14 protein-coding genes and 1 tRNA gene are annotated in these 19,165 nt (G+C 35.9%); 5 read left to right on the top strand and 10 right to left on the bottom strand.

Annotated features, from left to right (window positions below; all coding sequences use genetic code 11):
- Positions 1-25: 25 nt before the first annotated feature.
- Both pfkA and dnaE read right to left on the bottom strand, forming a co-directional pair.
- On the bottom strand, positions 26-988 hold the full coding sequence (gene pfkA / locus IGJ93_RS04195) for a 6-phosphofructokinase (RefSeq protein ID WP_067484127.1): 963 nt from the start codon (positions 986-988) through the stop codon (positions 26-28).
- Positions 989-1,154: 166 nt separating this feature from the next.
- The gene (gene dnaE, locus IGJ93_RS04190; protein WP_270346749.1) at positions 1,155-4,469 is read right to left on the bottom strand and encodes a DNA polymerase III subunit alpha; all 3,315 of its coding nucleotides are present in this window, start codon (positions 4,467-4,469) and stop codon (positions 1,155-1,157) included.
- Positions 4,470-4,587: 118 nt separating this feature from the next.
- On the opposite strand from dnaE, the gene IGJ93_RS04185 reads away from it, so the two are divergent.
- A complete protein-coding gene (locus tag IGJ93_RS04185) occupies positions 4,588-4,776 on the top strand; it encodes a YjzD family protein (RefSeq protein ID WP_067484125.1) in 189 nt (62 codons plus the stop codon).
- A 64-nt stretch (positions 4,777-4,840) separates the two neighbouring features.
- Here the strand turns inward: IGJ93_RS04185 and IGJ93_RS04180 are convergent, their stop codons facing one another.
- Both IGJ93_RS04180 and IGJ93_RS04175 read right to left on the bottom strand, forming a co-directional pair.
- Complete coding sequence (locus tag IGJ93_RS04180) at positions 4,841-6,037, bottom strand: multidrug efflux MFS transporter (protein ID WP_067484123.1); 1,197 nt, start codon at positions 6,035-6,037, stop codon at positions 4,841-4,843.
- Positions 6,038-6,250: 213 nt separating this feature from the next.
- The gene (locus IGJ93_RS04175) at positions 6,251-7,687 is read right to left on the bottom strand and encodes an NCS2 family permease (protein ID WP_067484121.1); all 1,437 of its coding nucleotides are present in this window, start codon (positions 7,685-7,687) and stop codon (positions 6,251-6,253) included.
- Positions 7,688-7,963: 276 nt separating this feature from the next.
- Between IGJ93_RS04175 and IGJ93_RS04170 the strand changes: the two genes are divergently transcribed.
- Positions 7,964-8,773 carry a Cof-type HAD-IIB family hydrolase gene (locus tag IGJ93_RS04170; protein ID WP_067484119.1) on the top strand — a complete coding sequence of 270 codons (810 nt, stop codon included), beginning with the start codon at positions 7,964-7,966 and terminating at the stop codon, positions 8,771-8,773.
- 191 nt (positions 8,774-8,964) lie between these two features.
- Here the strand turns inward: IGJ93_RS04170 and asnB are convergent, their stop codons facing one another.
- The 3 genes from asnB to IGJ93_RS04155 form a co-directional block, all read right to left on the bottom strand.
- Positions 8,965-10,860, bottom strand: coding sequence for an asparagine synthase (glutamine-hydrolyzing) (asnB, locus tag IGJ93_RS04165; RefSeq protein ID WP_086270651.1), 1,896 nt, complete (start codon positions 10,858-10,860; stop codon positions 8,965-8,967).
- Positions 10,861-11,276: 416 nt separating this feature from the next.
- Positions 11,277-11,364, bottom strand: a tRNA-Ser gene (locus IGJ93_RS04160).
- A gap of 128 nt (positions 11,365-11,492) precedes the next feature.
- Positions 11,493-12,059 carry a TetR/AcrR family transcriptional regulator gene (locus IGJ93_RS04155; protein WP_067484071.1) on the bottom strand — a complete coding sequence of 189 codons (567 nt, stop codon included), beginning with the start codon at positions 12,057-12,059 and terminating at the stop codon, positions 11,493-11,495.
- 481 nt (positions 12,060-12,540) lie between these two features.
- Here IGJ93_RS04155 and IGJ93_RS04150 point away from each other — a divergent pair, with 481 nt between their 5' ends.
- Together IGJ93_RS04150 and IGJ93_RS04145 are read left to right on the top strand one after the other, a co-directional pair.
- Entirely contained in the window at positions 12,541-13,137 is a 597-nt protein-coding gene (locus tag IGJ93_RS04150; RefSeq protein WP_071869302.1) for a TVP38/TMEM64 family protein, read from the top strand.
- Positions 13,138-13,240: 103 nt separating this feature from the next.
- Positions 13,241-15,040 carry a glycerophosphodiester phosphodiesterase gene (locus IGJ93_RS04145; RefSeq protein WP_270344837.1) on the top strand — a complete coding sequence of 600 codons (1,800 nt, stop codon included), beginning with the start codon at positions 13,241-13,243 and terminating at the stop codon, positions 15,038-15,040.
- 248 nt (positions 15,041-15,288) lie between these two features.
- On the opposite strand, the gene IGJ93_RS04140 is transcribed toward IGJ93_RS04145, so the two are convergent.
- Entirely contained in the window at positions 15,289-15,501 is a 213-nt protein-coding gene (locus IGJ93_RS04140) for a hypothetical protein (RefSeq protein WP_067484065.1), read from the bottom strand.
- A 503-nt stretch (positions 15,502-16,004) separates the two neighbouring features.
- Here IGJ93_RS04140 and IGJ93_RS04135 point away from each other — a divergent pair.
- Complete coding sequence (locus IGJ93_RS04135) at positions 16,005-16,154, top strand: hypothetical protein (RefSeq protein ID WP_169819341.1); 150 nt, start codon at positions 16,005-16,007, stop codon at positions 16,152-16,154.
- Between the two features lie 169 nt (positions 16,155-16,323).
- Here IGJ93_RS04135 and IGJ93_RS04130 read toward each other — a convergent pair whose 3' ends face one another.
- Positions 16,324-17,670, bottom strand: coding sequence for a glucose-6-phosphate isomerase (locus tag IGJ93_RS04130; protein ID WP_067484063.1), 1,347 nt, complete (start codon positions 17,668-17,670; stop codon positions 16,324-16,326).
- Between the two features lie 109 nt (positions 17,671-17,779).
- Positions 17,780-19,129 carry an NADP-specific glutamate dehydrogenase gene (gene gdhA, locus IGJ93_RS04125; RefSeq protein WP_071869301.1) on the bottom strand — a complete coding sequence of 450 codons (1,350 nt, stop codon included), beginning with the start codon at positions 19,127-19,129 and terminating at the stop codon, positions 17,780-17,782.
- Positions 19,130-19,165 lie beyond the last annotated feature (36 nt).

Below are 19,165 nucleotides of genomic sequence, written 5' to 3'. Positions count from 1 at the left end.
TATTCATTCCTTTGATTAAATCAAATTAGAATGAAAGAGTATTGTTTAATTCGTACAATGATAAGTCTGGTTTATGTTTGTTGTTTTCCAAAGTGTCAATGATGTCAGAAGCAACAATTTCATTGTCATGAATCCCAACACATAATCCGCCTTTACCTTGTTGTAATAATTCAACAGCATAAGCACCAAATTTACTTGCTAACACACGATCACGTGCGCTTGGTGCGCCCCCACGAACAACGTGTCCTAAGATAGATACACGAGTATGGTAGTCGCCGAATTCTGAAAGTTTTTCAGCAAATTCGTTTCCGCCCATTACACCTTCAGCCAAGATGATCAAGCAATGTTTTTTTCCACGATCGCGGCCTTCTTGGATTTTTTTAGCAACAGCAGCCATGTCAAAATCATGTTCTGGAATGATGATTTCATCAGCTCCGCCTGCAACACCTGACCATAAAGCGATATCGCCAGCGTTACGTCCCATTACTTCAATAACGAATGTACGAACGTGTGATGTAGCTGTGTCACGAATGCGGTCAATTGATTCAAGCACTGTATTAATTGCTGTATCAAAACCGATTGTGAAGTCTGTACCAGGAATATCATTATCGATTGTTCCAGGAATTCCCACTGCTGGGAAACCACGCTTAGTTAAAGCCATCGCTCCATGGTAAGAGCCATCGCCACCGATAACTACTAAACCTTCAATACCGAATTTTTTCAATTGTTCGATACCCTTTAATTGACCTTCTTCTGTAGCAAATTCTGGGTAACGAGCAGAGTACAAGAAAGTACCACCGCGTTGGATCTTATCACCAACGTCAGCAACGTCAAGACGACGAATATCTCCGGCAACTAATCCGGCAAATCCGTAGTTGATTCCATAAACTTCTAGACCTTCATAGATTCCTTTACGAACAACTGCGCGAATCGCTGCGTTCATTCCAGGTGCGTCTCCGCCACTGGTCAAAATTCCGATGCGTTTCATATAAACATTCACCTCATTAAAATACTTTATCCTAAGAAGACTTAGGCTATAACCATTTGTTTGCAATAACCACGTCTAACATTCTAACATTATTTTTCTAACTTGTCTTGATTAATAGCTAAAAAAATGAAAAAAAATGAAAGCACGTAGTATTTTTTACCGTAACTTATTTGAAAACAACATTTTCCTCTTGAAGTAAATAAGAAAGCTGTCCTCGCAGACTCTTACTTCCATCTACCCAGTTTTCCTCTGATAACACGATTTTCCGTTGTGTTTTTTCATAGTATAAAACAACTGGAATGTATCCGGGATGTTTCTGAAAAATTGTTTTCAATTGACGCATTGTTTCATGGTCTTCTTGTCCTTCCGTGATTCTTAAATAACAAGTTTGATCTGGAAAGTTTTTCTCAAATTCTTTCGCATCTGCAAATGTTTCGCCAATCAATTGTAATTCTTGGTTATAGCGACTTATTTCACTACGACCTTGTACAAACAGTACGTGATTCACTTCAAAAAGATTTCTGAATTGGCGATATAGCTTAGGAAAAACAGTAACTGTTACTTCACCTGAGCTATCCGTTCCTTCCACGAAAGCCATTCTTTCTCCTTTTTTTGTCCGAATTTCACGAATATTTTTGATGTACAATAACAAACTTACTGTCTGCTGAGGCACAATTTCGGTAACCAATTGAACACGTTTAGCTAAACGCAATCGCTCATAGCCTTCTGTTGGATGACCAGATAAATAAACACCAAGATATTCTTCTTCTAGTGTCAAACGTTCATCTAATGAATAATCTGCAATTTCTTCTTCCTTCAACGCCATGATTTCCATCAAGTCCAAACTGCCGCTACTGTATTGAACGTTTTGGATCTTTCCTTCTAAATCGAGCATGAGCTGCTTACGATTTTTTTCTAACTCATCGAATACACCTACAGCAACTAAAGGTTTCAGGATATCTTCTTTGAGCCATCGCTTATCTATACGAATCAAAAACTCATCGACAGATTTGAACGAACCATTTGTTTTTCTTTCATTGATAATCTCTTCTACAAAATCTCGCCGTACCCCTTTGATTGCTGTCAAACCAAAACGAATCAATTGCAAATTGACTAATTCAAACCCATAAGCACTTTGATTGATGGAAGGCGGACTCAGCGTTAACTTGTTCTTTCTAGCTTCAGCAAGGTATTCTTTAAGCTTAGCGGTATTGTGTCGCACAGCATTCATCAAACTAGTAAAGAATGCTCCTGGATAATGTGCTTTGAGATAAGCCATTTGAAACCCAACAAATGAATAAGCGAATGCATGTGAACGATTAAATCCATAATTAGCAAAACGCTCGATATAATCGTACACTTCAATTGCCTTTTCCTTAGAATAACCTTGCGCTAGTGAACCAGTTACAAAGTGTTCTCTTTCTCTATCAATAACTTCCTTTTTCTTCTTACTAATTGCACGTCGTAAAATATCTGCCTGACCTAAAGAAAATCCAGCCATCGTTGAAGCAATCTGCATGATTTGTTCCTGATACACAATAACTCCATAGGTATTTTCCAAAATTGGTTTTAATGCGTCATCCGGGTATTGAATAACCTCTTTCCCTTTTTTTCGTGCAATAAAGGTATCAATATTTTGCATAGGTCCAGGACGATACAAAGCGTTGACAGCAGCGATATCTTCAATATTTTCTGGTCCCAAACGTCGTAAAACATTTCGAATTCCTGCCGATTCAAATTGAAAGACGCCGGTTGTCTCCCCTTTTTGAAACAATCGGAAAGTTTTCGCATCATCCAGTGGTATTTGCTTAAGTTGAAGGTCGATTTTTTCTACACGTTTGATTGATTTAAGCGCATAATCAATAATTGATAAGTTCCGTAAACCTAAGAAATCCATTTTCAGCAATCCGATTTCTTCTACGGCATTCATAGTATATTGCGTTAAAAAAGCTTCGTCTGATCCCTGTTGTAAAGGAACTAGCTCTAATAGATTGCGGTCGCTCAATACCACCCCAGCCGCATGTGTCGATATGTGACGTGGCAGCCCTTCTAAAATGGTCGCTGTTTGAAACAGTAATTGATTTTTTTTATTTGCTTGCACCAATTCAACTAGTTTATTCGAAGTTTGGTAAGCTTGTGACAAGGTGATTTTTAATTGATTAGGGATCGCCTTTGACCAGCGATTTGCCTCACTTTGTGAAACACCAAATACTCGCGCAACGTCTCTTAATACCATTTTGGCAGCCATTGTTCCAAAAGTTGCAATCTGTGCCATATGATACTGCCCGTATTTTTCTCGGACATAATTCAAGACTTCTTCACGTTTATTATCAGGAATATCCAAGTCAATATCAGGCATTGTGTAACGTTCTGGATTTAAAAAACGTTCAAAGAGCAAATTATATTTCAAAGGATCCACATCTGTGATTGCCAAAACATAAGCAACTAATGAACCCGCAGCTGATCCACGACCCGCGCCAGTAACGATTTTTTGTTTGTGTGCAAAAGCCATCACATCCCACACGATTAAAAAGTAATCGTCAAATCCCATTTGATGAATAATTTTTAATTCATAGTCTAAACGTTGTTGATATTCTGGTGTCAAAGATTCTACTCTTTTTGATAACTGATTTTGACACAATTGTTTGAGGTATACCGCTGCCGATTCATCATTTGGTACTGGATAATGCGGTAGCAGTTTTTGATGAAATTGAAACTCAAAATTCACAGATTCAGCTAATTTTTGAGTTGTCTCAAGAACTTTGTACGTATATAGTTCATTAAATTTTTGAATCATCTTACTCTCTGATTCAAGAAAGTTTTTATTTTCTAGTTGACTACTATCTGCTAATTCTTCTGACGAAATCTGTGTACCTTCTTTTATATGTTTCATTGTTTCCAATGCAAACAAATCTTCCTGATGCAAGCTTGCAATCGGATGTAATGCACACAGTTGTTCCTCTTCAGCTGACAGAAACTCGTACCATTCTTTAGAATCCGAAACGGTTTGGCCAGTTACACCCACATAAAAATCGTGGAAATGGACTTTTTCTTTTAGCATTTGCCAATGACTAGCAAACGTTTCTGCCGTGCCATAATCATTTGCAATCGAATGACTATCTGGCACAATCAAAATCAAGTGGTCCGTCTTCGTCCATGTGTTCAGTTCAATAGTACCTTCAATCATTTTTTTACTCGAAACATTCATCAATTGTTGGTAACCAATCTTGTCTTTTGCATAAACTAACAGTCCGTAGTCTTTGTCTTCAAAAGTGTACTCAAGATGTAGGCCAATAATTGGTTTGATTCCTTCTTTGACGCACTCTTGGTAAAATTCTGCGGCGCCGTACAAAACATCCTCATCAGTGATAGCTAAATAAGTGTATCCAAGTTTTTTAGCTTCACGGACATACTCTCGGATGCGAATTGTACTTTGTAACAAAGAATATGAAGTTCTCGTATACAGTTGTGGAAAAAACATCTTGCATTCCGCCTTTTTTTTCGTTAAAATTCACTATCGTTAGTACAATTAAGCATTGTACCTTGCTTTACATTCAAAAAAATTCTGTTAAAATTGGGATAGAAAAGAGGTGTTCTTCATGCGATATATTGTAACGTTATTTTGGTCCCTAGTTTTAGGACAAGTTGTTGGTTACATTGGTAGTGCCTTGACAAAAGGAACTTACGATTTTGCTTTGACAGCAATTATGTCACTAATTGCCGGTATCATTATCATCTTAATCGGTGCAGTTGCTCCAACAAAAAAAGAAGCCTCATCGCACTCATAGTAAATCAAAACAGATTGGGAAAGCAAGTTTTCCCAATCTGTTTTTTTGTCTACGATTCGTTTTTTTAAAATTTACTACGTAAAACCTTTCTAAAATTAAAAAGCGAGAGTCCGATATTCGATAAGACAAAACAACTGGTTACCACAAACACCGCACTGTAACCAAATGAATGGGCAACAGTCGAACCAAGCATTGGTCCTAAAACCTGCCCAAAATTACTAAACATTTGATTGTAACTATACACTCGACTCACACCTTCTTGAGGCGTGATTTTGCTAATCAACGTATTAATCGAAGGCATCAATGCTCCAGTTGAAAAGCCCAAAATAAAACGTAAAATTCCTAACTGTAATGGTGTTTGAACGAATGCCATAGGAAGGTAACAACAAAACGATAAGACCAATCCAGCAAGCAACACTTTATGGTTACCGATTTTATCCCCTAGCTTCCCTAATTTGGGAGAAGACAGTACCGCTGAAACCCCAGCAACTGAAACGATCAACCCACTAATAAAGAGAACATTATTGATATCTCCGCTCAATTGGCGAATATACAACGTTAAGATTGGACTGATACTAGTCACACCAATTTGTAAAATCAATGTTGTGATAAATAGTCCCACTAAAATAGAGAAATGATCCATTTTTGAAAAAATTTCTTTTGTGCTGACTAAATCTTTCTTCTCAACTGGATGGAAATCCTCTTTTACTAGAAAAATTGTTAAGATTGTCGTTACTAAAAGTACTGCACCCGTAATAATAAAGACGTTCTCCATGCCAAACCATTGCGCTAACGCACCACCCATGGACGGACCAATCAAATTCCCTGCAATTGCTCCAGTCGAAAGTGTCCCTAATGCCCAACCACTTTTTTCCTTCGGCGCTTGTGATGCAATCATTGCTGTAGCATTTGGAATATACCCAGATAAAATTCCATTAAAGAAGCGCATAATTAACAGCCAATACACATTAGGAACAAAAGCCAGTGAGCCCATGGTGATTGTCATTCCCGCTGCCGCTCGAACCATCATAATTTTCCGCCCTTTTCGATCTGCTAAATTTCCCCAAACCGGTGCAACAATTGCTGCTGCAAAAGCAGTAACTGAAATCGCTAATCCAGAAAATAATTCAACCTGATCTTGAGGCGTCCCTAGTTGTTCGACGTAAACAGGAATAAACGGCATGACTAAACTAATACTTGCACCAGTGAAAAAACAACCAATCCATGCAATAATTAAATTCTTTCTCCATTTAATCCCCATTCATCATCCCTCTTTCATCTTTCTTCATCATACCTATTTTTAAAGCAACAAGCAACGAATGTGAAAGCAAAAACAAAAAAAGACAAAAAATTCTGACTTTTCTATTACTCAACTAAATAAAAAGACAAAAAGTATCGTCAACAGACGTACTCTTTGCCTTAAAAATTTTAACAGAGATATTTTTGATTGATTTGTTTCATTTACTTAACTAGTTTAGATTGTCGCTAAAATAATAAAGTTTAAGATAAATAAAATATCAACTACCCACAAAGCAAGCGATACTTCTTTTGCTTGTCCTTTAACTACCTTCACAATTGTATACATGATAAAACCAGCAGCAATCCCATAAGAAATGCTATAGCAAAGACCCATAAAAATTGAAGCAAAGAAAGCAGGTAAAGCTTCATCAAGATTCGCCCATTTGATATCTGCAAATGAAGCCATCATCATTACACCGACTAAAATCAAAGCAGACGCCGTTGCTTGTGCAGGAACAATAGCAATCAATGGAGAGAATAAACTGCTTAGTGCAAATAAGATTGCAACGACTACCGACGTTAAACCAGTTCGACCACCCGCACCAATTCCGGCAGCAGATTCGACATACGTTGTTGTATTTGACGTACCAAAAATTGCACCAACTGAAGTTGCAATTGCATCAGCAAACAAAGCTTTATCCATTTTTGTTTTGAATCCTTTTCCATCTTCCAATGCATCCTCATCTTCTTTTGAGAAAATGCCTGTACGACGTCCCGTTCCGATAAATGTACCAATCGTGTCAAATGTATCTGATAAACTAAACGCAATGATTGTCATTAAAACTTGTGGAAGTCTTGAACTATCACTGAATAAAGATTGCATTCCCTCCGCTCCAAAAGCAGCACCAAAAGTTGTTCCTAATTCTTTAACTGAGTTTCCTAATGAATTAGCTTGCCAATCAATCGCTTGAAGATCGACCACACCCATCAATACACCTAAGATAGTTGTCACTACAATACCAATCAGCATTGCACCACGCACATTTTTAACTACTAAAATTGCTGTAATAACTAAACCAATAACTGCTAATAAAATGGGTGCATTATTGAAATTTGCTAAGGCTGGAACAATTCCACCATTAATTGTTACGTTTGTTGCCTTACCACCTTCAACTACAGAACTCGTGATTGCTGATTGATCCGCACTGAAAGAAAGGAACCCTGCATTTTTGATTCCCACATACGCAACGAAGATTCCAATACCGCCCCCAATGGCGTGTTGTAAACTTTCTGGAATTGCGTGAATAATCATTTTTCGAATTTTTGTTACTGTAATAAAAATATTAATCAACCCACAAATAAAGACCATTGCTAAAGCTTCTTGCCAAGAATAACCAAGACCAAACACGACAGTAAAAGTAAAGAAGGCATTCAAACCCATCCCTGGTGCTTGTGCGTAAGGAACATTCGCAAACAAGCCCATTACTAACGTCCCGATAACCGAAGCAATAATTGTTGCCAAGAAAACTGCTTGAAATGGCATTCCTGAAGCTGATAAAATCGTTGGGTTAACAAAAAGAATGTAGCTCATTGCAAAGAATGTTGTAACCCCCGCCATTATTTCTGTTGATACATTTGTTTTGTTTTCCTTCAATCCGAAAAACTTATCCATAAAAAATTCCACTCCCTGATTTTTTCTGATGAGGAAAGATATTAAATAAGACCAACAACTAATTTCCTCGAACAATTATTGATTATATCGTCGCTTCATTCGTTTTTCAACTAAAAAATGATATTTAAACATTAAAAAGCAAAAAACGTTCGTGTTTTGCTTCATTCTTTCTAAAAAAGGGCGTTTTTCATTCTTCAGTTATTGATTTTCGCACTTGTTTATTGCGTCAAATATGCTAGACTAAAACAAATATCAGCTGAGAAAGGACTATCGCCATTGAATAAAAAGCTTATTGCCATTGATTTAGATGGGACTACTCTGAATCAAGACTCTTTAATTACAACTAAAACCGAACAAACCTTAAAAAAAGCCATTGCAGCAGGTCACTATGTTAGTATCGCTACTGGACGACCTTTTCGAATGAGTTATCAATTTTATCAACAGTTAGAATTAACTACCCCAATGGTTAACTTTAATGGGGCTCTTGTACACATTCCTAATCAACTTTGGAGTGGCGAAAAAGAATCACAAATCAATCGCGAGATCGCCTTTGAAATTGTTTCACAAAAAAAAGCATTGAATCTTGACTTCGTTGCCGCTGAAAACCGCGAAACTTTTTTTATTGATAGCTTAGATTTTTTCGATGAAAAAATCTTTGCTTCATCAAACCCGAGTGAAAAAAATCTGCTTTCTCCTCAAAACCTGACAACTAATCCAACTTCTTTGCTCGTTCGTACAGAAAAACAATTTGCAGAACAAGTTTCAAATGAATTGACCCGTCAATTTGGTAGTTATGTAGATGTCCGCACTTGGGGTGGACCAACAGCTATTTTAGAAATCGTTTCTAAAGGGATTGAAAAAGCAAAGGGTGTTCACCAAGTAGCCAATTATCTTGAAATCAAACAAGAAGACGTCATCGCATTTGGTGATGAGCACAATGATCTTGAATTATTGGAATATGCTGGTTGGGGCGTTGCAATGGCAAATGGCACCGATCAACTAAAAGGGATCGCTAATGACATTACGGAAAAAACGAACCAAGAGGATGGTCTAGCCGATCATCTAGAAAAATTACTTCAACTATAATTTGTATTTATTCTATAAGTAAGAAACAAAAAAAGCCTAAGACATTGATTGTCTTAGGCTTTTTTTTGCAGTGAAAAACTAGCTCATTTAGAATAATTTCAAGCGTTTCATCCACGGAAACATACATTTTATCAATGAATTTTTCAGCTTTTTTCTTCTATAGAAATTAATCCTTTTTTCTTCTATCCTTCTTAGACAGTTACATAATCAATTGGTTCTGCTTGAGGGATTGTTTCATCAATAAAGTAAACTTTGTACCAAGTTAAGAAACTAAAAATCGTCCAGATCTTACGTTGCTCTTCTTTGACTCCTTCATGATGATTGTTTAACAATTCCATGATTTTATCTTGGTCAAAGAATTCTTTTGCAAAATCTGCTTCAAATAAAGCTTTCACTTCTTGATAACCATGTTCTTCTTTTAGCCAAGCTTTAATTGGCACAGGGAAACCTAATTTCACACGGTTTGACCATTCTTCTGGCAACTGTTTGTTTGCTGCTTGTCTGAAAATATCTTTCGTGTTGTTTTGGTTTAATAAATATTTGCTTGGAATTTGTTGTGCTAATTTCATCACTTCAATATCCAATAATGGCACACGAACTTCCAATGAACTTGCCATTGATAATTTGTCAGCTTTCAACAAAATATCTTTTGGCATCCATTGATGAAGGTCAACATATTGCATTTTATTGACTTCATCTTTGATTCCATCCGTTTTTTCGTAATGGACAGCCATAATTTCACTCACAGATGGTGCATCTTGATAAGTTGCTGTCAATAAATCAGCCGCTTCCTTTTCTTCAAAGACACGCGCATGACCAATGAAATACTCTTTAGCCGGCGCAAGTGATTCATATAAATGAATACGTCCGTGGAAGTTTTTCATTTTACCAATTTTGCGACCTAAACTATAACGCGTTCCTTTTGGCAATTTCTTCAACCCTTGCGCAATCACACGAATAAATTTTGAATTCGTATGGAAGCCATATGTTTGATAGCCAGCAAATAATTCATCTGCCCCTTCACCGGATTGAACCACACGGACACTTTGTGAAGCAAGGTTAGCTAGAAAATACAAAGGAACACAAGAAGGATTTGAATCTGGTTCATCCAAATGATATTGGATCAACGGAAATGCTTTGAATGACATATCTCCGTCGATAACCGCCGCAGTATTGTCTAAATCTAAAATCTCTGTTAATTTACGTGCTTCAATTGCTTCATTGTATGTTTTATCATCAAAACCAATTGAAAATGAATGATCTGGTTTTAAAACCGAAGTCACATAACTTGAGTCAACACCACTTGAAAGGAATGAACCAACTTCAACATCACTGATTGTATGTGCCTCAATCGAAGCTTTAACTGTTTCATCAATTTTGTCAATCCATTCTTGGCGAGAATGTGTACCTTTTGTTTCAAAATCAGCATCCCAGTATTCTTGAATGTCTAACTCACCGTTTTTATAAGTAAAATAATGGCCTTCAGGTAAACGGTACACATCTTTAAAGAATGTTTCGCCATTCAAAGGTGAGTATTGAAAAGTCATATAAGGTTTCAATGCTTCTTTATTTAACTCTTTTTGGAAATCAGGATGTGGTAAGAAACTTTTGATCTCTGAACCGAACATAAACGTACCATTCATTTGTGCATAGTAATAAGGTTTGATTCCAAAATGATCACGGGCACCAAAAAGTTCATTTTTTTCATTGTCCCAAATAGCAAAAGCAAACATTCCACGAATTTTTTGTAATAATTCTGTTCCCCATTCTTCATAACCATGAAGAAGAACTTCCGTGTCAGCGTGTGTGCGAAAAACATGTCCTGCCGCAAGTAATTCTTCTCGCAGTGGACGATAGTTATAAATCTCACCATTAAAGATAATGATTTTTGTTCCATCCTCATTATAAATAGGCTGTGTTCCGCCTTCTAAATCAATAATACTCAATCTTCTAAAACCTAAAGCAACGTGTTTATCGACATACTCACCAGAACTATTAGGTCCACGGTGTACAATGCGATCCATCATCGCATTTACAACTGCACTCTTGTTATCTTTGTCATTAACAAAACCGACAATCCCGCACATTTAACTTTCACATCCTAATATAAATTACTTTTTCATTTTTTTATTTCATACTTTTCATCTTAACACACTCGAAAAGCGCTGACGAAAGGTTCTTCCCTAACAGTTTCGTCACATGAAAATAAGTTATGAAAACTTTTGAACATTTAATAAAAAGTTTTTCAATAACTAATTTAACATGTTTTCTTTTATGATGCTATCTTAATCCCTCATGCTTAAAAGAAATTTTGACTCTCTCATTTGCGCTATTCTATTTTTTAATTCCATAACTGCTAGAAAAGTGTTTTTTTAACTTTTTTCACATTTTCATTCTATTAAACCTGCATTTATTCACAACTATTTTTGTTTAGTCGTTATGTGACAGCACAAAAAAAGATTGAGATATGAATACTCAATCTTGTTTTGTTTTAGTTTAAATAAGGAAGGTACAGGATTTGAACCTGCGCGCCGGTATTAGCCGGTTCGGCGGATTTCGAGTCCGCTGCATTACCACTCTGCCAACCTTCCGCGATTTCTATTTTTAATCTTTTCGCCCAAAATGTCAAGCAACATTTTCACAACTGATTCTTTACATTTAAAGTCACAAGAAAAAGGTTGCACGTAATCAAACGACTACGCCAACCTTTTTTATTTTTTTAGCGGATAATTTCTGGATTTTCTAAAGACAACACAGAGTCAATTGTTCTAGAAATCAAAGAAATGATTTGCTCTTCTGTTGGCTGCATAATGTTTGAAGACATCAATGAAGCTAACCCAGTTACGACTACCCAAGTACCCGTATGTAACGCATCTAAATATTCGTCAGATAAATGACTGTATTTTTCGTCTTTCTTTGCAGCTTCATAGAAATAATTATATGAAAAATCATGCATTTTTTTACCGTCGCCATGCTCATCGATATACAATGCCATGTACAGACTATGATGTTTTTTCGCAAAGTTGATATAATTCAAACCTAAATCAATAATTTTGTCACCAGTATGCTCGACAGGGAAAACTTCTTCTTTGAGTTGATCAAAAATAGAATCCAAAAGAGTATTCTTTAAGTCTTCCATGTTTTTAAACTCTAGATAAATAGGTTGTGTCGAAATTCCCATCTTCTTTGCAATGTTACGAGCAGTAAATCCTTTGAAGCCTTCTTTAGCAACAACTTCATATGCTGCTTTTAGAATTTGATCTTTGGTATAGACTTTTCTTCTCATAAAAACTCCCCCACTTTGTACTGCATATATGTTCTTTAATTGTAACCGATAATCATCCTTCTTTGCAAACATTTTACTCATAATTGTTATATTTAAAGCAAATTAAGCTAAACTATTTAATGAAATTCTAATAAGGAAATGCGTCTTCATCAAATTATGCATTCCCTTTCATTTTTTTAGTCTTCTTTTTTTCCTTATTTTTTCACTCTTTTTTTGTCAGCTATGGCGAAAACACAACTAATCACCAAATAAGGAAACTATCGTTATTTATATTTATTTTAAAAAAGAAATAGTTACTAAATAAATTTCTTCGATAAAAATTAAATAAGTCTTTAGTAGGATGCATTTTCTTCACAAATCTTTTATACTTACTTCGAACTTACAAAACTGTTTGAATAGTGTCATCTAAAAAAGTAGCGTGTTTGCCACTTTATCGCGTATAGTAACCTTAGATCAAAAAACTTCAAGGAGATGATTCAAAATGAGCGTTGCAGCATCAAGAAAACTTATCAACTTTATTTCAATTATCGGTTTAGGCGCGTCTATCGCACTAACTGTTTACTTTATCAATCTTGGAGTCTTCAAGGACATCAATGCATTGAGAGGTCTTGTTGGACACTCAGTTATTCTTGGACCTGTTATTTTCATTTTGATTCAAATTCTACAAGTAGTGATTCCAATCATCCCCGGTGGCATCAGTACCGCAGCCGGCGTTCTGATTTTTGGTCCTTATGCTGGTTTTGTTTATAACTATGTGGGGATTTGTATCGGATCGGTTATTATCTTCTTATTAGGTAGACGCTACGGAAAACCCTTCATTTTATCTTTAATCAGCGACAAAACTTATGATAAATATATTGGTTGGTTAGATAATCAAAGTCGATTTGAGAAACTTTTTGCACTTGCAATTTTCCTACCAGTTGCGCCAGATGATGCGCTTTGTTTGATGGCTGGCTTAACAAATATTTCCGTAAAGAAATTTTCACTAATTATTTTCCTTGCTAAACCACTCTCTATTTTCTTATATAGTATGGCACTGATTTATGGTGGACAATACTTGACTGGTTTACTTGGTTAATTGGACAAAATAAATGAAGACATTCTGACACAGATTAGTGGTCTGACCTCTAACCTGTGTTTTTTTTATTTTTAAGATACAATAGAATTAGTAGGTGATAAAAATGAATTATTTAAAACATAGTTTAGGAAATGCTTGGGACTTTCTCAAAGGAACACAAAATTATTTTCGCGATGTTTTACTGATGCACGGCTTTATTTTATTTATTTGTCTGCCGTTATTGAATAGTACAACTCGTTTTATTTTACATCGTGGTGCAATTGATTATTTATCTTATGATAATATCGCCACCATTTTTTCTAAGCACCCTGGTGTACTAGGCTCGCTCTTTATCGTTTTGGTGCTGATTCTGCTTTTGGTCTATTTTGAATTCACTTTTTTATTGATTAGTGTTTACTTTATCAAAAAAAGAAAACCTGTGTCCTTAAAACAGCTACTTCGAATGACTGTCTTACAGCTAAAAAAGGTTCGTCCAGTTACGTTTCTCTTTTTCTTAGCTTATTTTCTACTGATTTTGCCGTTAAGTGGGTTAAGTTTTAACTCTGATTTATTATCAAAAATCAAAATCCCTTCATTTATTATGGATTTTATTTTTGAAAATCGGCTTGTGATTGTTAGTTTATTCATTTTAGTTTATCTTTTCTTAGCATACATCGGCATTCGGCTAATTTTTGCGTTACCAGAAATGATCTTACGCGACCGACCATTTCGCGAATCAATCCGAGAAAGTTGGCGACTTACGAAATCACGCTTCTTTGCGATTCTAGGTCAATTTATTATCATTGGTGGTAGTATCTTACTAATTTCCTCACTAGGTTATTTTCTGATTATCCTTTCACAAACGGCTGTTGAGAATTTTTTGCCTAATTATTCATTGATTAGTGCTGTCTTCGCAATGACGCTATTACAATTGATACTTCTGTTTAATATTGTTATGTCAACTGTTGGAATATTTTACATTATTGTCGACTTCATGGATGATGAAGGCTTCTTGCCAGAAATTCCTGAATGGTTCACTCCTGAGCCACCTTTACATCGATATTCCACCTTAAAGAATGCCAGTCTTGTTCTTTTTTGTGTTTTCTTTGGCGTTGGCGTTTGTTTGTATAATATGAATTATTTGACTTCTGCTGCACAGACTACCCCTTTAACTGTTTCTCATCGTGGTGTTAGCAATCAAAATGGTGTTCAAAACACGTTACCTGCGCTAGAAAAAACAAGTCAAACTTATCATCCTGATTACGTTGAGATGGATGTTCAAGAAACAAAAGATGGCCAATTCGTCGTGATGCACGATTTTAACTTGAAGAATTTAACGGGCGTCAATCAACTACCACAAAATTTAACCTTGAAAGAACTAGAAAAATTAACAGTCAAAGAAAATGGGCAAGCAGCACCACTTGTTTCTTTTGATAGTTATCTGGCAGCTGCTAAAAAATTAAATCAGAAATTATTGATTGAAATTAAAACAACGAAATATGACTCAAGCGATTTGGTTGAGCGCTTCACGGATAAATATCGGGCAGAAATTCTGGAACAACATCATATTTTACAGAGTTTGACTTATCAAACTGTCGAAGACTTAAAGAAAGTGGAGCCAAAGTTTTACGTTGGCTATATTTTACCGTTTAATATTGTGGGACCACCGATTACTTCTGCCGACTTTTTAACAATGGAATATAGCACCATCAATCGGAATTTTATTTCATCTGCCCATGCGGATGGTAAAAAAGTTTATGTCTGGACGGTCAACGACTCGGATGCAGTCAGTCGAATGATGTTCTATGGTGCAGATGGCATCATCACCGATCAGATGGGGATTTTAAACAAAGAAGTAAAATCACTTGATGACGAAATCACTTATTCAGATAAATTGCTTAACTTCGTACTAGGTGTCGGTTAAGCATCACTTCACTTATCAAAAAAAAAGGCAATCGCTAATTTGTTAGCGGTCGCCCTTTTTTTATTTACTTATTCTCTTTTCGCGTCTTTAACAGCTCGAAAGATGGCTAAAATTGCGGGAATCGCTGAGACAATTGCGAGAAAAATTCCTAGTTTCCCTGAATTTCTTTTCTTTGTCATAACATCTTCTCCCTTCCTCTTTCCTTAAGTATAAAAAACTTTTGCAAATTTCTCAAAAGAAGTGATTGTTTACGACACCATCTCAACTGGTGCGTAAATATCTGTTAACTTAACTAATACGCGAAACTGTTTCTCATCAATAACAAAATGATCACATTGCTCGTAGCTTTCAACTAAAACAACAGCTGTGTTGGTATAGGTATGTTCGATATAACCAACGACTTCATTAGTTACACCAATAGGTTTGCATATGTAAGACTTTCCCACTTCGATATTTAACATCAAAATTCACTCCTTCAATTATTATTTGTTTTATTTATAATAACAGAAAAGCAAATAAATGAAAACGTTTTATTTTATTTTTTTTGTATTTTTTTCTTTAAACCAACAAGAATTCATTCAGATTTTAAGTTATGCTATTTTTCATTTAATATCACTTAAATTTTATATTTTTTCGTCACGTAAGAAAGGTGACAAAACTGTTCTTTTATTATTGTTTCACGTTCGTGCAGTTTTTTCTTTTTTTTCATACACTGAAGGAAAGGAGGGATAGACATGGTTCTCATTCAAGCAGTAATCTTTATTACCTTAACAATTGGTCTACTCATTGGATTAACAGAAGATCGCTGATTTCTTTTGTTTTAAATAAACCATTTGTTTATGGATACCTCTTAATTGCAAGAAAAATGAGTTGGTGCTAAACTACAAATGGGTTTGAAAATTTACAGAGAGTTTAACTGAAAATTTCTCGAATTTTTCTCAATAATTGAAAGGGGGAACGAAACATGACTTTTAACAAAACAAATATGACTTATCGCGTAGCCTTTGACACTTCAACCAATCGTTTCATGGCAATTGACGCAAAAAATGAACACAATGTTGCTTTCGGTATTACAATCGAACAAGCTGTCCGAGCATTACATGAATCTAATTAAGGAGCTGGCCACCCCACATGACATCTAAATCATTCTCGGAAAAAAGCTAAAAGAGGTTTGCACATCTTAGACGATGCAAACCTCTTTTTGTTTTGCTCTATCAAATCATTTTGCTGTATTAAAAAAGAAGCTGCGACATATGCCACAACTTCTTTCCTTCACTAACATATTATAGACGTTCGTTCAATTCTTTTGCTAGGTCTTCAAAGCCAGGTTTGCCTAGTAGGGCGAACATGTTCTTTTTGTAGGCTTCTACACCTGGTTGATCAAATGGGTTGATTCCGTTCAAGTAACCAGAAATTCCTACAGCTATTTCAAAGAAGTACATTGTATAACCTAAGGTGTAAGCATCCATTTCTGGAATTTTAACTAGTAAGTTAGGTACATCACCATCTGTATGTGCTAATAATGTTCCTTCAAAAGCTTTTGTGTTAACAAAGTCAACTTCTTTTCCTTGTAAGTAGCCTAAACCATCTAGGTCAGCTTCTTGTTCAGGAATAGTGATTGACTTACGAGGTTTTTCCACTTTAACGATTGTTTCAAAGATATTGCGACGACCTTCTTGAATATATTGACCTAATGAATGTAGATCAGTAGAGAAGTTTGCACTTGAAGGATAGATTCCTTTTTGGTCTTTTCCTTCAGATTCGCCGAATAATTGTTTCCACCATTCTGAGAAATATTGCATTCCTGGTTCATAGTTGATCAACAATTCTGTCACTTTGCCTTTACGGTAAAGAATGTTACGCATCGCTGCATATTGATAAGCTTCGTTTTCTTCTAGTTTATCACTTGCATATTCTTTACTTGCATCAGCTGCACCTTTCATCAAGGCATCAATGTCTGCCCCACTAACAGCGATTGGTAGTAGACCAACAGCAGTTAATACAGAAAAACGTCCGCCGATATCATCAGGAATAACAAATGATTCCCAACCTTCAGCATCTGCTTCAACTTTTACTGCACCACGTGCTTTATCAGTTGTTGCATAAATACGTTTGTTTGCTTCTGCTTGACCATATTTTTTTACTAATAATTCTTTGAACACACGGAAAGCAATTGCTGGTTCTGTTGTTGTTCCTGATTTAGAAATAACATTAACAGAGAAATCACGATCACCAATTACTTCGATCAAGTCAGCTAAGTAAGTTGAGCTGATTGAATTTCCTGCATAAAAAATTTGTGGTGCTTTACGTGTTTTACCATCTAATAAGTTATAGAAAGTATGGTTCAAGAAATCAATTGCAGCACGTGCACCTAGATATGAGCCACCAATACCGATTACTACTAATACTTCTGAATCAGATTGGATTTTTTTAGCTGCTTCTTTGATACGTGCAAACTCTTCTTTATCATAATTTGTAGGTAAATCAATCCAGCCTAAGAAATCGCTGCCTGCGCCTGTACCTTCACGTAATAATTTGTCAGCCGCTGTTACTTGGCTTTGCATGTAACCTAATTCATGTTCATTGACAAACGGTGCTACTTTTGAATAGTCAAAATGAATGTGTGCCATTTGTTCTCCTCCTTAAAAGTTCACTATACAGGTATACTTTACGTTTTTTTTACTTTTTTTTCAAGCAAATATCTACGAACCTTTCAATATTTACAAGAAAATTTCACATTTAGACCAATCCTTGTGCAGACATTGCTTCCGCAACCTTTGCAAAACCGGCAATGTTCGCACCAAGTAATAGATTTTTTTCTTCATCATACTCAGCAGCAGTTTGACGACATGTTTCATAAATTGTTTGCATGATTTCGTCTAACTGTTGATCTACTTGCTCACTTTCCCAAGTTAAACGTTGAGAGTTTTGGCTCATTTCTAAGGCAGAAACTGCAACTCCACCCGCATTTGCAGCTTTTCCTGGGCAATACCAAACTCCTGCATCATGAAAAACAGTGACAGCTTCTACTGTTGCTGGCATGTTTGCCCCTTCTGCTACAATTTGTACGCCATTTTTTACTAAGATTTCTGCTAAGTCACCTGAGATTTCATTTTGTGTCGCACATGGCAAAGCAATAGCACATGCTTCTTCTAACGACCATACCGATTTTCCTTCATGATAAACAGCAGATGTCTTTTGAGCTGCATACTCAGTTAAACGTTGACGTTTTTTTTCTTTCACTTCTTTCAATAATTCTAAGTCAATACCTGTTGGATCATAAATAAAGCCACTTGAGTCGGAACAAGTCACCACTTTCGCTCCAAGTGCTTGCGCTTTTTCAATTGCATAGATTGCAACATTTCCGCTCCCAGATACAAAAACTGTTTTATCTGTAAATGAATCTTGCTCTTGAGCTAACAAGTGTTTAACAAAATAAACTAATCCATACCCCGTTGCTTCTGTACGAACTTTACTTCCCCAAAAATTCAAAGGTTTTCCTGTCAACACACCTGCATCATATTGTTTGATTCGTTTATATGCACCAAACAAATAACCAATTTCTCTTCCACCAACACCAATGTCGCCAGCAGGAACATCTAAAGAAGGCCCAATATGTTTTGAAAGCTCCAGCATGAAACTTTGACAAAAACGCATGATTTCACCGTCCGATTTTCCTTTAGGATCGAAATCACTACCACCTTTTCCGCCACCAATTGGAAGACCAGTCAGACTATTTTTAAAAATTTGTTCAAAAGCTAAGAATTTTAAAATACTCAAGTTAACACTTGGGTGAAATCTTAACCCACCTTTATATGGACCCAAGGCTGAATTGTATTGAATCCGATATCCTCGGTTCACACACCAATTCCCTTGATCATCTTGCCAAGGCACTCGGAATTGAATGATTCGTTCAGGTTCTACTAGAATTCCTAAAATATTTTGTTCGATGTATTCAGGATGGTTTTCTAAAAAATGCGTAACTGTTGGAAGTACTTCATCAATTGCTTGTAAAAATTCGACTTCTCCACGATCTTGTTGATGTAGTTTCTCTTGAATCGTTTGGACATATTTTTTTGCATTTGTCATTGTGTCACACTCCTTCGATTAGCTAATTTTTATTTT

Origin of the sequence: Enterococcus sp. DIV0174 (assembly GCF_050529065.1) — a bacterium.
Classification (GTDB): Bacteria; Bacillota; Bacilli; order Lactobacillales; family Enterococcaceae; genus Enterococcus_B; species Enterococcus_B thailandicus.
Note: the sequence above shows the minus strand (reverse complement) of the source record. Positions and strands in the feature narration are given on the sequence as shown.